The following is a 16229-nucleotide window of genomic DNA, read 5'->3' as shown; positions in this document are numbered from 1 at the left end:
CGGGAACCGGACCGGGTCCTCGGCGGCGCGGACGATCCGGACGCCGTCGGCGTACTCCTCGAGGGGTGCGCCGTCGGTGTGGCGGGTGATGACGGTGACTTCGTGGCCGGCGGTGGCCAGGGCGACGGAGAGGGCGTGCACGTGGCGGCCGAGGCCGCCGACGAGCACCGGCGGGTACTCCCACGACAGCATCAGGATGCGCCGCGGCCGGGAGGGCGTGCCGGGCTGCTGCGCGATGGTCGGGCGGGCGGTGAGGGTGGGGCGGTGGGTCCGGTCCGTCGGGGTGGCGGGCTGCGCGCCGACCCGCAGGATGGTCACATCAATCTCCGTCCATGCGTGTTCCTACGCGCCGGCGTCAATGGCGGCGGGGAGTGCGGTGAGGGTGGCCGAAGGGCCGCGGTGGACGCGCGGGGGCGCGCGTGTCCCGATACCAGGAAAGGCCATCCGGCGCGAACCCGCACCTCAATACGGGCGATCGTGACCGACAACACCCGAGGTTTCCGGCGGCATCAGGCGGGTGGATTCCGGCGATGGTCCGAACGGGTGGGCCGGCCCGTCGTCCGGCCGGGCACCATCCTGGGCGATTTCTGTTCATCGTGTTACGGACACGTTCACCGGTCGGGTCTACAGTGGCTCTGAGCTGCGAATGCGTCATCTGCTGAGCACCCGATCCCGTCGCCTTGCTGGCTCCCGCCGACCCCGTGGAGGCTGCGCATGACCGAGTTCACGGTGTGGGCGCCCGAAGCCGCCCGGGTCCGGCTGCGCCTGCCCGGCGTCGCCGACCACGACATGCGTCCCGGACCGGGCGGGTGGTGGCGGGTCGAGGTGCCCGGCGCCGGACCGGGCACCGACTACGCGTTCCTGCTCGACGACGACGAGCGGGCGTTGCCGGACCCGCGGTCGGCCTGGCAGCCGGCCGGAGTGCACGGGCCGAGCCGGCGCTACGACCACGCCGCGTTCGGCTGGACCGACCAGGGCTGGACCGGCCGGCAGTTGCCCGGCGGCGTCCTCTACGAGCTGCACATCGGCACCTTCACCCCGGAGGGCACCTTCGACGCGGCCATCGGCCGCCTCGACCACCTGGTCGACCTGGGCGTGGACCTGATCGAACTGCTGCCGGTCAACGCCTTCAGCGGGGAGCGCAGCTGGGGCTACGACGGGGGCTGCTGGTACGCCCCGCACCAGCCCTACGGCGGGCCGGACGGGCTCAAGCGGTTGGTCGACGCCGCCCACGCGAAGGGACTGGGGGTGATCCTCGACGTCGTCTACAACCATTTCGGCCCCGCCGGGGCCTACGCGCCGGCGTTCGGGCCGTACCTCGGCGAGCGGAGCGACACCCGGGGGCGCGCCGTCAACCTGGACGGGCCGCACTCCGACGGGGTACGCCGCTACATCATCGACAGCGTGCTGATGTGGCTGCGCGACTACCATGTCGACGGGCTGCGGCTGGACGCCGTGCACGCCATGCCGGACTCCCGGGCCACCCACCTGCTGGAAGAGTTGGCGGTCGAGGTCGAGACGCTCTCCGCCCACCTGGGCCGGCCGCTGTCCCTGATCGCCGAGTCCGACCTCAACGACCCGCGGCTGATCACCCCGCGCGAGGCCGGCGGGTACGGCCTGCACGCGCAGTGGAACGACGACGCCCACCGCGCGTTGCACACCCTGCTCACCGGGGAACGGCAGGGCCACTACGGCGACTTCGGCTCGCTGGAGGGCCTGACCGACGTGCTGACCGGCGCCTACTTCCACGCCGGCACCTGGTCCGGCTTCCGCAACCGCAGCCACGGCCGGCCGGTCGACCGGCAGCGCACCCCGGGGCACCGGTTCGTGGCGTACCTGCAGAACCACGACCAGATCGGCAACCGGGCCACCGGCGACCGGAGCTCCGCGACGCTCTCCACCGGGCTGCTGCGCGTCGGCGCCACCCTGCTGATGACCGCGCCGTTCACCCCGATGCTCTTCATGGGTGAGGAGTGGGCGGCGAGCACTCCGTGGCAGTTCTTCACCAGCCATCGCGAGCCGGAGCTGACCGCCGCGGTGGCCGTCGGGCGCCGGGAGTTCGCCGCGCACGGCTGGCCGGCGGGCGAGGTGCCCGACCCGCAGGACCGGCAGACCTTCGTCCGGTCCCGGCTCGACTGGGCCGAGCTGGACAAGCCCGAGCACCGGGAGATGTACGACTTCTACCGGCGGCTGATCGCCCTGCGTAAGAGCCGCCCCGACCTGTCCGACCCGTGGCTGGGCCACGTCGAGGTCCGGCACGGCGACCACTTCCTGCTGATGCGCCGGGGCGGGTGCCTCGTGGTGGCGAATCTGGCCGGCAAGCCGCAACGGATCAACCTGCCGGGCGTGGTGCGCCGCGTCCTGCTCGCCACCGGAACCGGCGTGACCGTGATGCGCGACGGGATCGAGCTGCCGGCAGAGTCGGCGGCGGTCGTCGCGCTCTGACCCGTGCACGAGGCCGCGCCCCTGGGACCGCGACCCCGGCTGAGCCCTCAGGGCAGCGGCCACTCGTGGACCGGGCGGTTGCTGTGCATCAGGTCCACGTAGTGGCGAACCACCTCGCGCAGCGCCTGCGGCCGGTCCAGGTGGTCGGTCGACTCCAGCCGGTGCAGCGTCTCCACCTGCCAGGTCGCGCCGTTGCGGCCGGTGAGGCAGCGCTGCTCGACGATGCCGAGCAGCCGGTCCCGCTCGCCCGGGTCGAGGTCCCACCGGTCCAGGCCGTCGTGCGCCAGCGGCAGCAGCCGGCGCAGCACCAGCTCGGTGACCGGCAGGTAGCCCAGGCCGGGCCAGAACACCTGGGCGTCGATGCCGTGCCGGGCGCAGTTGGTGAAATTCTCCTCGGCGGCGCTGAACGACATCTGCGACCATAGGGGCCGGTCCGACTCGGCCAGCGCGCGGACCAGCCCGAAGTAGAAGGCGCCGTTGGCGATGGTGTCCAGCACGGTCGGCCCGGCCGGCAGCACCCGGTTCTCCACCCGCAGGTGCGGGCGTCCCCTCAGCACGTCGTAGACCGGGCGGTTCCAGCGGTAGACGGTGCCGTTGTGCAGGCGCAGCTCGGCGAGCTTGGGCACGCCGCCGCTGGCCAGCGCCTCGGCCGGGTCCTCCGGATCGCAGACCGGCAGCAGCGCGGGGAAGTAGCGCACGTTCTCCTCGAACAGGTCGAAGACGCTGGTGATCCAGCGTTCCCCGAACCAGACCCGGGGGCGTACCCCCTGGGCCTTGATCTCCTCGGCGCGGGTGTCGGTGGCCTGCTGGAACAGCGGCACCCGGGTCTCCCGCCACAGCTCACGGCCGAAGAAGAGCGGTGAGTTCGCGCCGAGGGCGACCTGGATGCCGGCGATCGCCTGGGCCGCGTTCCAGTAGTCGGCGAACTGGGCCGGGCTGACCTGCAGGTGGAACTGGGTGCTCGTGCAGGCGGCCTCGGGGGTGATGGTGTCCGCGGTGGTGGCCAGCCGCTCCACCCCGCTGATCGCGATCCGCAGGTCCTCGCCGCGGGCGGCGAAGATCTGTTCGTTGAGCAGCGTGTAGCGGGGGCTCGCCGAGAGGCTGGCGGCGGTCAGGTGGTCGGGCCGAAGGGTGGGCAGGATACCGATCATCACCATGTGTGCGCCGACCGTGCGGGCCTTCTCCTCGGCGGCGTTGAGGCTGGCCCGTACGTGTTCCTCGAACTGCGCGGTGCCGGCGCCGGCGAGCCGCCGCGGGGTTACGTTGATCTCCACGTTGAACTGGCCCAGCTCGGTCTGGAAGCTGGGATCGGCGATCGCCGCCAGCACGTCCGCGTTGCGCATCGCCGGCTGGGAGTCGTCGTCGACCAGGTTGAGCTCGATCTCCAGCCCCGTCATCGGCCGTTCCACGTCGAAGCGGGACTCGCGCAGCATCTCGGCGAAGACGTCGAGGCAGCGCCGGACCTTGTCCCGGTAGCGGGCCCGGTCCTCGCGGCTGAAGGTGCGCGTGCCGACGTCCTCGCCCATGGTCACCACCTTGTCACCGTTGGTTCCCCCTAACCTCGCACGGGACGGCGGGGTGCGGAAGACCCGCTGGAACCTTTACCTACCCACGGGCGGCTACGGTGATCCCTGTCGCGTCCGGCGCACGGTTTCGCGGTCCGGCCGGCCCGGGCTGGCTAGCATTGCCGCGACCGACGGGGGAGTGGTTGTGCGCGAGATGACGATCCGGCTGTTCGTTGCGGCGGCGATCGCCGAGGCCTGCTCCTGGGCGGCCCTGCTGGCCGACATGGTGGTCAAGTACGGTCCGCCACGCAACGAGATCGGCGTGCACGTGTTCGGGCCGATCCACGGGGCACTCTTCGTGGTGTACGGGATCCTCGTCCTCGTGGTGGCCCGGCAGCGCCACTGGTCCCTGCTGCGCACGGCGGTCGCGCTGGTCTGCGCGGTGCCGCCGTTCGCCACGGTGCTGTTCGAGCGCTGGGCCCGCCGGCGCGGGCTGCTCGGTGAGCCGGTGGGCGTGGAGCGCCCGCTCACGCCGGTGGGCTGAGGCCGCGGCCGGCTGCCGCCCCCGCGGGTCGGAGGTTCAGCTGAGCGCCGAGCAGGCGGCGACGCCCAGCAGCAGCAGCGCGCCGAGCGCCGCCTGGAGCAGCAGTGGCGGGCCAAGGTGCGACCAGACCGTGGCGGTACGCGGGGTCAGCTGCTGTCCGGTGGTGAGGTTGACGACCCGCTCGATCCGCGGCGGCAGGTCGGCGTCGGGCTGGGGGCGCACGGTGAGCTGGACATGGTCGCCGGGGTGCAGCGCGCTCTGCGGCAGGTGGCCGTGCAGCTCCACCTCCAGCAGCCGGTCGGCGGCGTCGCGCAGCCGCACCGGGGTGACCAGGAACTCGGGGCCCTTCTTCAGCTCCTTGAAGCTGCGCCGCGTGCGGCCGCCGCTGCTGCGCGGCGCTCGCACCGTCCGTGACAGCAGCCCCGCCACCCCCGCCGCGGTCAGCACCGCGACGAGCACCGGCTGGCCCACCTTCACCTCGCGCGCGTAGCTCGTCATGAGCCGCACCAGCCGGCCGGTGGCGATCCGTTCCGTCGGGTGGGCGACGCGCCGGGTATGGAGGTCGATGTCCATGGTCACCACCGAGAGTCCGCGAATGTTCACCGATCGTATCGATTATGACTATTGAATGGCGTGAATGAATCCCGGTCACGCGGCCGCCGGGCCAGGTGACATCCCCGGCGGCGCGGGTATGCGTGCGGCCGAGCTGGAAAGGGGTCGAGCATGCAGCTGTCCTTCCTGCGCCCGCTCTACGACCGTCCCGGGCCGTGGTGTTCGGTGTACCTGGACGCCTCCCGGGACACCCACGATTCCCGTCCCGCGGTCGACCTGCGCTGGCGGTCCCTCAAGGGCCACCTGCTGGAGCAGGGCGCCGACCTGGTGACCATCGAGGCGGTCGAGGAGGTCATCCGCCGACACGCCCCGATGCCCGGCGACTACGGTCTGGCCCTCTTCGCCACCCGCGGCCGGGTGGTGCTGACCGAGTACCTGTCCGCACCGCCGCTGCGGGACCTGGCCAGCTGGTCCGCCGTGCCCCACACCATGCCGCTGGTCGCCCAGCGCGGCGAGCAGGTCGCCTGGGTCCGGGTGCTGGCCGACCGTACGGGGGCGGACGCCGTCGCGGTCAGCGCCGGCGGGGTACCCCGGCGGGCACACGTCAAGGGGCGGGAGAGCTACCAGCTGCGCCGGGTGCGGCCGGGCGGCTGGTCGCAGTCCCGCTACCAGCGCGCCGCGATGGAGGCCTGGCACCACAACGCCGGCGACGCCGCCGCGGCCACCGCCGAGCTGGCCGACAAGGTGGGCGCGGACGTGGTGGTGGTGGCCGGGGACATCCGGGCCACCGGCATGATCGCCGCCCAGTTGCCGGAGCGCTGGCAGGACGTCCTGGTGCGGACCGACGCCGGCGCCCGGACCGGCGGTGCCGACCCGGCCGCGATGGACGATCTCACGGTGCAGACCATCGCCGAGGTCGTCGACCAGCGGATCGCCGCCGCACTGGACCGGTTCGGCATGCAGGAGGACGTCGGGGCGGGCCTGGACGCGGTGGTCTCCGCCCTGCAACGCAACCAGGTGGACACCATGCTGATCGTGGACGACGCCTCCGCCGACGGCGAACTCTGGGTCGGCCCCGAGCCGACCGAGATCGCCACCGACCCGCGGCAGCTCGAGGCGATGTCGGTGGCCGACCCGCAACGGGTCCGCGCCGACGCCGCGCTGCTGCGTGCGCTGGTCGGCACCGACGCCGAACTCACCGTGCTCGCGCCGGAGGAGGCGCCCGAACTCACCGACGGAGTCGGTGCGGTGCTGCGCTACGTCGACGCGAGCACCCCCGGGCGGGGTAATGCCTGACCGCACGGTGGCGGACCTGGTCGTCGAGCGGCTGCGCGCCTGGCACGTCCCCCGGGTCTTCGGCTACCCGGGGGCGGCGATCGCCCCCGTGGTGGCCGCGCTGGACGCCGCCGGCGGAGACCCGCAGTTCATCCCGGCCCGGCACGAGGAGACTGCGGCGTTCATGGCCACCGGCCATGCCAAGTTCACCGGCGAGATCGGGGTCTGTCTCGCCACCCAGGGGCCGAGCGCGGTGCACCTGCTCAACGGCCTCTACGACGCCAAGCTGGACAGCAAGCCGGTGGTGGCGATCGTCGGCGAGGACGTCACCGGGCCGCTCGGCGGCGCGTACGAGGAGATCGGGCTGAGTCGGCTCTTCGGCGACGTCTGCAACCAGTTCGTCCGGTACGGCCGGGTGCCCGAGCAGGTGCCGGCCCTGCTGGACCAGGCCTTCCGTACCGCGGCCGCGACGCGGAGCCCGACCTGTGTGGTGCTGCCGCACGCGTTGCAGGTGGCCACCGTGCCGGACCTGCAACCGCAGACCGCCGGCGTGCTGTCGGCCGTCCCGGGCGAGCCGTTGGCCCGGGTGCTGCCGCACGACGGCGACCTCGACGCCGCCGCCTCGCTGCTCGCCACCGGGCAGCGGGTGGCGATCCTGGTCGGCCAGGGCGGGCACGGCGCAGCCGGCGAGATCGTGGCGCTGGCCGACCGGCTGGGCGCGGGCGTGGCCGCCTCGCTGCTCGGCAAGCCGGTGCTGGACGAGCGGCTACCCTTCCACACCGGCGTGCTCGGCGAGGTCGGCACCACCGCCGCGGCCCAGCTGATGGGGGGCTGCGACACCCTGCTGCTGATCGGCACGAACGACCCGTGGACCGACTGGTTCCCGCTGCCCGGCCAGGTACGGACCATCCAGGTCGACATCGACGGCCGGCGGATCGGCACCCGGTACCCGGTCGACGTACCGCTGGTCGGCGACGCGGCCGAGACGTTGCGGGCGCTGCTGGCGCGAGTGCCGGACCGGCCCAACCAGGCGTGGCGGGGCGTCGTCGAGAGCTCGGTGGACCGGTGGCGCGAGGAGGCCGCCGCGCGGGCCGCCGCGCCGGCCGAGCCGATCAACCCGCAGCACGTGCTGCACGAGCTCTCCGCCCGGTTGCCACCCCGGGGTGCGGTCGCCGTCGATGTCGGCTCAATCATCTACTGGTACGCCCGGCACCTGGAGCTTCCCCCGGGCGTACGGGCCCAGCTGTGCGGCACGCTCGGCGTGATGGGATGCGCCCTGCCGTACGCGGTGGCCGCCAAGCTCGCCCGCCCCGACGAGCCGGTGCTCGCGCTGCTCGGCGACGGGGCGATGCAGCTCAACGGCCTGGCCGAGCTGATCACCGTGGCGCACCACTGGCGGCAGTGGCGGGACCCCCGGCTGGTCGTGCTGGTGCTCAACAATCGCGACCACTCCGGGACGGGCGGCGGGCGGCAGCCCGGCGGATACGCCGAGCGCCGCCCCGACGTGCCCTACGCCGGCTGGGCGCGGCTGCTCGGCCTGCACGGCGTCCGGGTTGACCGTCCCGAGCTGGTCGGTCCCGCCTGGGACGAGGTCCTCGCCGCGGACCGGCCCGGCGTGCTGGAGGCCGTGGTCGACCCGGCGGTGCCGCTGAACCCGCCGGAGCCGGCGCTGGCCGACCTGCGCGGCCTCGTCGCCGACGGGGACGCCGCCCGCCGGGTCCGGGAGCGGATGATGGACACCCGGATCACCGTGGAGGCGGAGGACCTCGCGTAGCCGAGTCGCCCACGGCAGCTCCACCCGGCCCGGCCACCCGGCCGCGCCCACGAGAAGGCCAGGACCGTTCCCCCGCCGGCGATTGGCCGCCGGTGTGCTCTCTCGTCGTCACGCACCGGCCGTGCCGGGCCCGTCCCGGTACGGCCGAAACCCGTCCCGCACTCCGGTTGCGTCCCTCGGTGGCGGGCCGCGGCGGCCTGGTGGCGCCTGGGTGCGGTGGGTGTCTCTGGCCCTGCCGCCGGACACCCGAGGATTGGTGCGACCCGTGGGGTGATGCCCGTTTAGACCCGATAGGGACGGGAAGCCGGGCCGCGTGGTGAGCGAACGAGGCAAGGTGGGGCCGGTGCGGAAGGTGTCCGTGGGGCCGACGGCCGGCCGTGCCGGACTGGCCGGAGACCGGGTCGTGGCGGCGGGCAGCACCGCCCGGCTCCTGGTGGCGGCGACGGCCCGGGCGCTGCGCGGCGACGACTGCGCCGACCTCGGCCACGCCACCCCGCTCTCCCGGTTCACCGGCGCGCCCGAGCCGGTGCGGCGGGCCGCGGCCGCACGGGCCGCCGGCCGGTTCGCGCTGACCCCGCAGCAGGTCGCCGAGGTGAACGCCGAGCGGGTGGCGGGCTGGATCGTCGACCAGTTCCCGGCCAGCCGCTGGCCCGGAGTGGTGCTCGGCTCGCCGCACGGCGCGGCGGTGCACCTGGCGGTGGCCCTGGGCGTGCCGTGGCTTCCCGCCGCGTTCGAGATGACGGTGCACTGGACCCGGGGTGCGGTGGATCGGCCCCGGGCCGCGCTCGACCACGGTGCCGCCCTCGCCGGCCGACTGCTCGCCGGCAACCGGGACGTGCACGTCCGGCAGGTGCACTGCCCGGCCAGCCGGGGCGTGTCGGCCGGCGCCACGGTTGCCCTCGCGGTGCGCTGGCGCTGCCTGCCGGAGGCGTACGCCCGGTTCCTGGCCGACCGCCTGGAGCCCGGCGCGCCGGTGCTGCTGCTGCACGATGCCCGTACCTGGCCGGTGCTGGACGAGGGGCGGGGGCACAGCTTCCAGGTCGGCTCTCCGGCCAGCGGGCTCGAGCCGGTCGACTTCCACCCGGACGCTCCCGCGCTGCGCCAGGTGCTCCGCTGCGCCGGCGGCGACGGGGCGCACTGGGAGACGCCGGACGTCTCCTGCCCGGCGGCGTACGCCGAGAACGGGGTGGAGTCCGGTTTCGAACACAGCGTCCGGGGCTGGGCCGGCGGGCACGGCCATCCGCTGCACCGGGTGCTCGTCCCGCAGCCCGACGCGCTGAGTGCCGCCACCGCTGACCTGTACCGGCGCTGGCTGCGCCGGGCGGGCAAGACCGGCGACCGCCTGGTGGTCGAGTGCGGCCGGCTGCTCGATCCGTGGCAGGTGGTCCGGGCCGGGCTGGTGCCGTACTGGTGCGAGAACGCGACCCGGCGCCGGGTGGAGGGGGTGGAGTGGTGGCTCGCCGGCAGCGAGCCGTTCACCTCGGTGGACGTGCTGCCGGAGCCGCCCGGGGCCCGGTCGCCCGCGCTGGCGGGACTGCCGCAGTGGCTCGCCGTGGCGGGCTTCGGGCGTCGTCGCCGGGCGCTGGACCGGGGGGCCGCGCGCGGCTATCCGGTCGCCTCGGTACCGACCCGGCGGGCCACCGAGGTGCTGCGCAACCAGCCGTACGACCTGCCGGTCCCGCCGCCGCTGGGGATGGCCGAGGCCCTCGTGGCGCTGCGGGAGGCCGGCGCCCACCAGGGGCTGCTGGTCTCCTGACCGACAGCCGGCCGGCCCGCGTCGACCCCGTCCGCGGGCCCCGGCACCAACCCCGGCGAAACATCCTCGCGATCCTGCGGTCCGTGATTGAGTACCTACGGAGCGGGAACACCGGTCGCTGCGAAGACGGCCCACGACGCCGTGTGGCGGGCTGCCGCCGCTCCTGGCGTTCCGTCACGTAACCCACTTCCGGCCCGGTGCGTGGCCCGACCACGCGCACGACCGGTCTTCCCCATCCGGGCGGGGGACCTTCCTGAGGGAGGCGCGGATGTTCGGACAGACCACCACACCCACACCACCACCCACCGAACGGGGCCTGGAGGACCTCGACGCGGCGGCCCTGGCGTACGCGGCACGGATCCAAGGGCTGCCGCCCGAGCGGCGGCACGAAGCACGGGACGATCTCGTCCGCTTCGCGCTGCCCTTCGCCGGCCGGCTGGCCCGCCGCTACCGGGGCCGCGGGGAGCCGCTCGAGGACCTGGAGCAGGTGGCCCGGCTCGGCCTGGTCAACGCCGTCGACCGGTACGACCCGGAACGCGGCTCCTTCACCGCGTACGCGGCGATCACCATCGTCGGGGAGATCAAGCGGCACTTCCGGGACCGCACCTGGGGAGTGCACGTGCCGCGCCGGCTGCGCGACCTGATCCTGGAGGTGGGGCAGGCGACCGCGGCGCTGACCAGCGAGCTGTCCCGGGCGCCCACGGTCGCCGAGTTGGCCATGCGGCTGGAGACGCCGGAGGAGGAGATCCTCGCCGCGCTGGAGTCGGCCGCCGGCTACAGCCCGGCCTCGCTCAACGCCCCGGTCGGCGGGGAGAGTTCCGCCGAGTTCGGTGACCTGGTCGGCGAGTCGGACAACGCCCTGGAGTCGGTCGACGACCGGGTCACCGTCAGCGGCCTGCTGCACCGGCTGCCCTGGCGGGAGCGCCGGATCCTGGCCATGCGCTTCTACGGCAACCAGACCCAGGCGGAGATCGCGGCCCGGTTCGGCATCTCCCAGATGCACGTCTCCCGGCTGCTGTCCCGGGCGTTGACCTGGCTGCGGCAGGCGATGCTCGCCGACGCGCCGCCGCCCTGGCAGAACGGCACGGCCGAGGCCGAGGCCGAGCCGGCGAAAGTGAGGATCTCGGTCCGGCAGAACGGGGACCGGGTGGTCGTCGAGGTCGGCGGGGAGGTCGACCGGGACGGTGCCGACCAGCTCCGCAGGGCGATGCTGGAGGCGGTGACCGGGCAGCCCCGCGAGGTGGTCGTCGACCTGGTCGGCGCGGGCGGCTTCGACGCCGGCGGGATCGCCGCGCTGATGGCCGGCCGGGACGCGGCGGTCCGCACCGGGGTGCCGTTGCGGCTGACCCGGGTGCAGCCCGCGGTCCGCCGCTCGCTCGCCGCCGCGGGCCTACCCGCCGGCGACTGACCCGTACGCGTGAGGAGGGCCGGCGCCGTCGGGCGCCGGCCCTCCTCACGGTGGCCCGGTCACTGCTCCGGGCTGTCCTCGTGTCCGCGGGGGTGCCGCCACCGGTCGTTCTCCTGCGGTTCCCGCTCCGCACCCAGGATGGTGGTGCCCTCGGGCTCCTCGGTCTCCTCGAAGCTGGGCCGGCGGACCTCCTCCGGCTCCGGAACGTCGACCGGCCGCGCGCCGGACTGCGGCGCGGGTTGGAACTCGACGGCCTCGTGGGCGCCGTGCGCGCCCTCGGCGGCCGGCGACTCCGGGACGCGCGGCACGTGGTGCAGTTCCTCGGCCAGGTGCTGCGGCGGCCTGGTGGTGCGCTGCGGCAGGTCGCGGCCGAGGTCGGAGACGAGGGGGCCGTACTTGGCGTCGAACGCCGGCCGCTCGGAGCGGATCCGCGGCATCCGGTCGAAGTTGCGCAGCGGGGGTGGGCAGGTGGTCGCCCACTCCAGCGAGTTGCCGAAGCCCCAGGGGTCGTTGACGGTGACCCGCGCGCCGTACCGCCAGGACTTCCAGACGTTGTACATGAAGAAGAGCGTGGAGAAGCCCAGGACGAACGAACCGATCGACGAGACCGTGTTCAGGATGGTGAAGCCGTCGCTGGGCAGGTAGTCGACGTAGCGGCGGGGCATGCCCTCGTTGCCCAGCCAGTGCTGGACCAGGAACGTGGTGTGGAAGCCGAGGAACATGGTCCAGAAATGCATCTTGCCCAGCCGCTCGTCGAGCAGCCGTCCGGTCATCTTCGGGAACCAGAAGTAGATCCCGCCGAAGAACGCGAAGACCACCGTGCCGAAGAGCACGTAGTGGAAGTGGGCCACCACGAAGTAGGTGTCGGTCACGTGGAAGTCGACCGGCGGGCTGGCCAGCAGCACCCCGGTCAGCCCGCCGAACAGGAAGGTGACCAGGAAGCCGACGGCGAAGAGCATCGGCGTCTCAAAGGTGATCTGGCCCTTCCACATCGTGCCGATCCAGTTGAAGAACTTGACGCCGGTCGGCACCGCGATCAGGAAGCTGAGGACGCTGAAGAACGGCAGCAGTACCTGCCCGGTGCCGAACATGTGGTGCGCCCAGACGGTCATCGACAGCACGGTGATCGAGATGGTGGCGAGCACCAGACCGGTGTAGCCGAAGATCGGCTTGCGGGAGAAGACCGGAATGATCTCGGTGATGATCCCGAAGAACGGGATCGCGATGATGTAGACCTCGGGATGGCCGAAGAACCAGAAGAGGTGCTGCCACAGCATGGGCCCACCGGTGGTCGCGTCGTAGACGTGGGCACCGATCAGCCGGTCCGCGGCGAGCGCCAGCAGCGCGGCCGCCAGCAGCGGGAACACGAGAATGATCAGGACGCTGGTGAGCAGGATGTTCCAGGTGAAGATCGGCATCCGGAACATGGTCATCCCGGGCGCGCGCAGGGTGATGATGGTGGCGATCAGGTTGACGGCGGTGAGGATGGTGCCCAGACCGCTGATGACCAGCCCGACCACCACCATGTTGGGCCCGACGCCGGGGGAGTGCTGGACGTTGCTCAACGGCGGGTAGGCGAACCACCCGAAGTCGGCTGACCCGCCCGGCGTGAGGAAGCTGCCGTACAGCATCAGGCCGCCGAAGAGGAACAGCCAGTAGCCGAAGGCGTTCAGCCGGGGGAACGAGACGTCCGGAGCGCCGATCTGGATCGGGACGAGGTAGTTCGCCATCCCCAGTGCCGCGGGCGTGGCGAAGAGCAGCAGCATCGCGAAACCGTGGGTGGTGAAGAGCTGGTTGTACTGCTCCGGGGAGAGGAACTGCAGCCCCGGTCGGGCCAGTTCGCCCCGGATCAGCATCGCCTCGATCCCGGCGGCCAGGAAGAACACGAAGGACGTGGACAGATAGAGCAGGCCGATCTGCTTGTGGTCCGTGGTGCGTAGCAACCGCCACAGCGAGTCGCCGGGGATCGGCGCCCGGACCGGACCGGGATAACCGCCGAACTCGGCCGGCGCGAGGATCGCGGGCCCCCGATCTCGTGCCGGCTCCGTGACTACCCGATTGGGCATAGCTCTCACCCCGTCATATGACAAAAAGGACGGGCACGCCTACCCGGCCCTCTGCCCATGAAACCAGGCGAGAGCGGAAATTTCGGTCAGTTCGCCGGTAGCATCGCCAAGACGACTTTGCCGGCACCGGGCGTTGCCCCGCCCCCGCCGTGCACCCGGCGCTGGTCAGCGTCGATGCATGGCACGGGTGGTGAGCAACCCGAGGACGATCATCCCGATGCCGAGCCCGAGGTGCAGCCAGTTGTCGGCGGCGTTGACCGGGATGAAGTTCGCCGTGGTGCGGTGCACGACCGCCAGCCCGTAGAGCCAGAGCACGAGGTAGATCGCCCCGCCGCCGACCAGATAGCTGCGCGCTCCGGAACTCGTCGCGGACATCGCCAGGCCGGCGACGCCGAAGAGCAGGTGCACGATGTTGTGCAGCACGGAGACCTGGAACGCGCCGAACAGCTTCGCGGTCGAGTCGTGCCCGGCGAAGTACAGGTCGTGGAAGTTGGTGGTGACCCCGGGGATGAAGCCGAGCACCCCGGCGACCAGGAAGAGCACGCCGAAGGTCGCGGCGGTCCGGCTGACCAGAGCGCGGCCCTCGGCCGGGTTGCGTCGCCCCCGGGAGTGCGCCATCGCGTTCGTCATGCCGGCCTCCTCACCTGACACAGACCGGACGGCTTTCCCACGACCACCGGCGGCAAACGCGCAACCGGCCCGGCGCGCGGATCGCGGTCGGGCCGGCGCCGGTACTGCTCAGGCGAGCTGAAACCGTCGTGCGGTGAGCTGGCGGACCCGGTGGTAGAGGTCCACGTACGCCTGGGCCATCACGGCCGGGGTGAACCGGGCGACCGCCTCGCGCCGGCACTCGTCCGGGTCAAGCAGGTCGGCTGCCATGACCAGGTCGCCCAGCTCCTCCTCGTCGGCCGTGAGCAGCCCGGTGCGGCCGTGCTCGATCAGCTCCGGCAGGCAGCCGCGGCTGGTGGCCACCACCGGGGTGCCGAGGGAGAGCGACTCGACGACGGCGGTGCCGCCGGGCTCCTCCCAGCGCAGCGGGAAGAGGGCGGCCCGCGCCCCGGCGAGCAGGTCGTCCCGATCCCGGCCGGCGACCGTGCCGACCCAGCGGACCACGTCGCCGTCCACGTACGGGGCGACGTTGTCATGGAAGAACCGCACGTCGGGGTTCTGTCGGGCCTCGTCGCCCGCCGCGGCCAGGTCCTCCGGCCGGTGGTACGGGCCGACCGGGCCGGCGAGCACCAGCCGGAAGCCGGCCTGCCGCGCCAGCCGGGCACCCAGGTCCTGCCCCTTGCCCGGGTTGATCCGGCCCAGGGTCACCAGGTAGTCGCCCTTCTCCACACCGGGTCGCCGGTCGGCGTCGACCGCGAGCGGGGTGGAGAGGTGCACGTGCCCGACCGAGTGCTCCTGAAGGGCGCGGGGCGCCCGGGCCAGCTGCGCGGCGGAGACACCGTTGACCCGTACCCGGTCGCCGCCGTCGAGGTTGCCGTACAGCTCGGGGTGCTTGGCCAGATCCCAGTGCAGGGTGTGCAGAACCGGCGGGCCATCCGGCCCCATCGCGGCCATGGTGGCCAGCCCGACCGCCTCCACGTGGTCGTGCACGAGGTCGATGTCGTCGCGGGCGTGCAGCGCGCGCACCACCCCGTTCAGGTGCGCCTGGGACACCCCGCAGACCTGGTTGTAGGGCCGCTGGAGGGCGTGGAACTGCCCGTCGGGGAAGACCCAGATCTTCTCGTCGACCGGCAGGGCGCTGGTCTCCACCGACGCGAGCACCACCCGTACGCCGAGCTTGCGCAGCTCCGGCACCAGGGTGGCGACCACGTTCTCGATCCCGCCGTAGCCGGGCGGCGGTACGGACAACCAGGGGCCCGCGTTCATCAGGACGGTCAGCGTCATGGTCCGCTGTTCCTTCCCCCGAGGCTCATGCCGCGACCCGTCGCCGGGGCACCCGGTGCCGCAGCTGCGCCAGCGGCGGCCGCTCCTCGATCGAGACGTCGCTGACCACGATCTCCCGGTCCAGGTTGGGCAGCGCCTCCGAGCCACCGCGCCGGAACTGGGTCAGCAGGGCCATCGGCGCGATGCCTGGACTCGCCCAGCCCCGCCGCTGCAACCGGGACCAGGCGGTGAGCATGATCTGCGCGGACATCCGGCCCAGCGCCGCGGTGTCCTGGTGGCGGTGCTTGCGCTCGCCGAGGTCGACCTGGGCGAGCGCGTCCAGCCCGACCAGCTCCAGCAGGTCGATGAGCATCGCCGTCTCCACGCCGTACCCGGAGACGAACGGTACCTGCTCCAGCACCTCGCGGCGGCCGGCGTACTCGCCGGCGAGCGGCTGCACGAACCCGGCCAGCTCGGGCCAGAAGAGGTTGAGCAGTGGCCGGGCCATCAACTCGGTCACCCGTCCGCCGCCGTCGGTCTCCACACCGGTCGACCCGACCAGCGGTCGGTGGTAGAAGCCCTTGACGAAGTCGACCGACGGGTCGGTCAGCAGCGGGCCGACCAGCCCGGTCACGAAGTGCGGCCGGAACTCGCGCAGGTCGGCGTCGACGAACGCGACCACGTCGCCCTCGGCCGCCGCCAGCCCGGCCCAGAGCGCGTCGCCCTTCCCGGTGAGCCGGGGCAGCCCGTCGGTCATCGCGTCCTGGCTGACCACCTCGGCGCCGGCGGCCCGGGCCACCTGGCCGGTCCGGTCGGTGGAGCGGGAGTCCACCACGATCAGCTCGTCCACCAGCGGGACCCGGTCCATCAGGTGCTCCCGGATCGTCGACACGATCGCGCCGACGGTCGCCTCCTCGTTGCGTGCCGGCAGCACCACGCTGACCCGGCTCTCGCCCTTGGCGCACAGCAGTCGCCGTACCGGCCAGTCCTCGGCCGAGGTCGTGCGGTACGTGGCCCAGGCCTCCACCACCG

General features: G+C 73.1%; 13 protein-coding genes. 6 read left to right on the top strand and 7 right to left on the bottom strand.

Features of this window, described 5'->3' with window-relative positions; translation table 11 throughout:
• On the bottom strand, positions 1–318 hold a 318-nt coding region (locus ACNAVT_RS28675), incomplete at its 3' end, for a glycogen/starch synthase (protein ID WP_416300709.1).
• Positions 319–714: 396 nt separating this feature from the next.
• Between ACNAVT_RS28675 and treZ the strand changes: the two genes are divergently transcribed.
• Complete coding sequence (treZ, locus tag ACNAVT_RS28670; RefSeq protein WP_416300708.1) at positions 715–2445, top strand: malto-oligosyltrehalose trehalohydrolase; 1731 nt, start codon at positions 715–717, stop codon at positions 2443–2445.
• 47 nt (positions 2446–2492) lie between these two features.
• On the opposite strand, the gene ACNAVT_RS28665 is transcribed toward treZ, so the two are convergent.
• Positions 2493–3971 (bottom strand): glutamate--cysteine ligase, encoded by a 1479-nt coding sequence (locus tag ACNAVT_RS28665; RefSeq protein WP_416300706.1) that lies wholly within the window; start codon positions 3969–3971, stop codon positions 2493–2495.
• A gap of 193 nt (positions 3972–4164) precedes the next feature.
• Here ACNAVT_RS28665 and ACNAVT_RS28660 point away from each other — a divergent pair, with 193 nt between their 5' ends.
• Positions 4165–4494 (top strand): DUF3817 domain-containing protein, encoded by a 330-nt coding sequence (locus ACNAVT_RS28660; protein WP_416300716.1) that lies wholly within the window; start codon positions 4165–4167, stop codon positions 4492–4494.
• Between the two features lie 36 nt (positions 4495–4530).
• Here the strand turns inward: ACNAVT_RS28660 and ACNAVT_RS28655 are convergent, their stop codons facing one another.
• A complete protein-coding gene (locus tag ACNAVT_RS28655) occupies positions 4531–5076 on the bottom strand; it encodes a hypothetical protein (RefSeq protein WP_416300714.1) in 546 nt (181 codons plus the stop codon).
• 141 nt (positions 5077–5217) lie between these two features.
• Between ACNAVT_RS28655 and ACNAVT_RS28650 the strand changes: the two genes are divergently transcribed.
• The 4 genes from ACNAVT_RS28650 (at position 5218) to ACNAVT_RS28635 (ending at position 11259) form a co-directional block, all read left to right on the top strand.
• Positions 5218–6342: a Vms1/Ankzf1 family peptidyl-tRNA hydrolase gene (locus ACNAVT_RS28650; protein ID WP_416300704.1), complete on the top strand. Its 1125-nt coding sequence runs from the start codon at positions 5218–5220 to the stop codon at positions 6340–6342.
• A complete protein-coding gene (locus tag ACNAVT_RS28645) occupies positions 6335–8095 on the top strand; it encodes a thiamine pyrophosphate-binding protein (RefSeq protein ID WP_416300702.1) in 1761 nt (586 codons plus the stop codon). Before ACNAVT_RS28650 ends, ACNAVT_RS28645 begins: the two co-directional genes overlap by 8 nt.
• A 343-nt stretch (positions 8096–8438) precedes the next feature.
• Complete coding sequence (locus ACNAVT_RS28640) at positions 8439–9851, top strand: hypothetical protein (RefSeq protein ID WP_416300700.1); 1413 nt, start codon at positions 8439–8441, stop codon at positions 9849–9851.
• Positions 9852–10119: 268 nt separating this feature from the next.
• The gene (locus tag ACNAVT_RS28635; RefSeq protein WP_416300698.1) at positions 10120–11259 is read left to right on the top strand and encodes a SigB/SigF/SigG family RNA polymerase sigma factor; all 1140 of its coding nucleotides are present in this window, start codon (positions 10120–10122) and stop codon (positions 11257–11259) included.
• 59 nt (positions 11260–11318) lie between these two features.
• Here ACNAVT_RS28635 and ctaD read toward each other — a convergent pair whose 3' ends face one another.
• From ctaD to ACNAVT_RS28615, 4 genes are all read right to left on the bottom strand, one after another.
• A complete protein-coding gene (ctaD, locus tag ACNAVT_RS28630; RefSeq protein WP_416300696.1) occupies positions 11319–13325 on the bottom strand; it encodes a cytochrome c oxidase subunit I in 2007 nt (668 codons plus the stop codon).
• 165 nt (positions 13326–13490) lie between these two features.
• Positions 13491–13955 carry a DUF4383 domain-containing protein gene (locus ACNAVT_RS28625; protein WP_416300695.1) on the bottom strand — a complete coding sequence of 155 codons (465 nt, stop codon included), beginning with the start codon at positions 13953–13955 and terminating at the stop codon, positions 13491–13493.
• Positions 13956–14063: 108 nt separating this feature from the next.
• A complete protein-coding gene (locus ACNAVT_RS28620; protein ID WP_416300693.1) occupies positions 14064–15218 on the bottom strand; it encodes a glycosyltransferase in 1155 nt (384 codons plus the stop codon).
• Positions 15219–15243: 25 nt separating this feature from the next.
• A complete protein-coding gene (locus ACNAVT_RS28615) occupies positions 15244–16224 on the bottom strand; it encodes a glucosyl-3-phosphoglycerate synthase (RefSeq protein ID WP_416300712.1) in 981 nt (326 codons plus the stop codon).
• Positions 16225–16229: the final 5 nt, after the last annotated feature.

Origin of the sequence: Micromonospora sp. SL4-19 (assembly GCF_047921475.1) — a bacterium.
Lineage (GTDB): Bacteria > Actinomycetota > Actinomycetes > Mycobacteriales > Micromonosporaceae > Micromonospora.
This window is presented reverse-complemented; position numbering and strand designations above follow the sequence as displayed.

Excerpts from the sequence above, each read along its gene's own strand:
- ACNAVT_RS28665 (WP_416300706.1), bottom strand. The coding sequence starts at position 3,971 with ATGGGCGAGGACGTCGGCACGCGCACCTTCAGCCGCGAGGACCGGGCC.
- ACNAVT_RS28620 (WP_416300693.1), bottom strand. The coding sequence starts at position 15,218 with ATGACGCTGACCGTCCTGATGAACGCGGGCCCCTGGTTGTCCGTACCG.
- ACNAVT_RS28650 (WP_416300704.1), top strand. The coding sequence starts at position 5,218 with ATGCAGCTGTCCTTCCTGCGCCCGCTCTACGACCGTCCCGGGCCGTGG.
- ACNAVT_RS28635 (WP_416300698.1), top strand. The coding sequence starts at position 10,120 with ATGTTCGGACAGACCACCACACCCACACCACCACCCACCGAACGGGGC.
- ACNAVT_RS28660 (WP_416300716.1), top strand. The coding sequence starts at position 4,165 with ATGACGATCCGGCTGTTCGTTGCGGCGGCGATCGCCGAGGCCTGCTCC.
- ACNAVT_RS28625 (WP_416300695.1), bottom strand. The coding sequence starts at position 13,955 with ATGACGAACGCGATGGCGCACTCCCGGGGGCGACGCAACCCGGCCGAG.
- ctaD (WP_416300696.1), bottom strand. The coding sequence starts at position 13,325 with ATGCCCAATCGGGTAGTCACGGAGCCGGCACGAGATCGGGGGCCCGCG.
- treZ (WP_416300708.1), top strand. The coding sequence starts at position 715 with ATGACCGAGTTCACGGTGTGGGCGCCCGAAGCCGCCCGGGTCCGGCTG.
- ACNAVT_RS28645 (WP_416300702.1), top strand. The coding sequence starts at position 6,335 with ATGCCTGACCGCACGGTGGCGGACCTGGTCGTCGAGCGGCTGCGCGCC.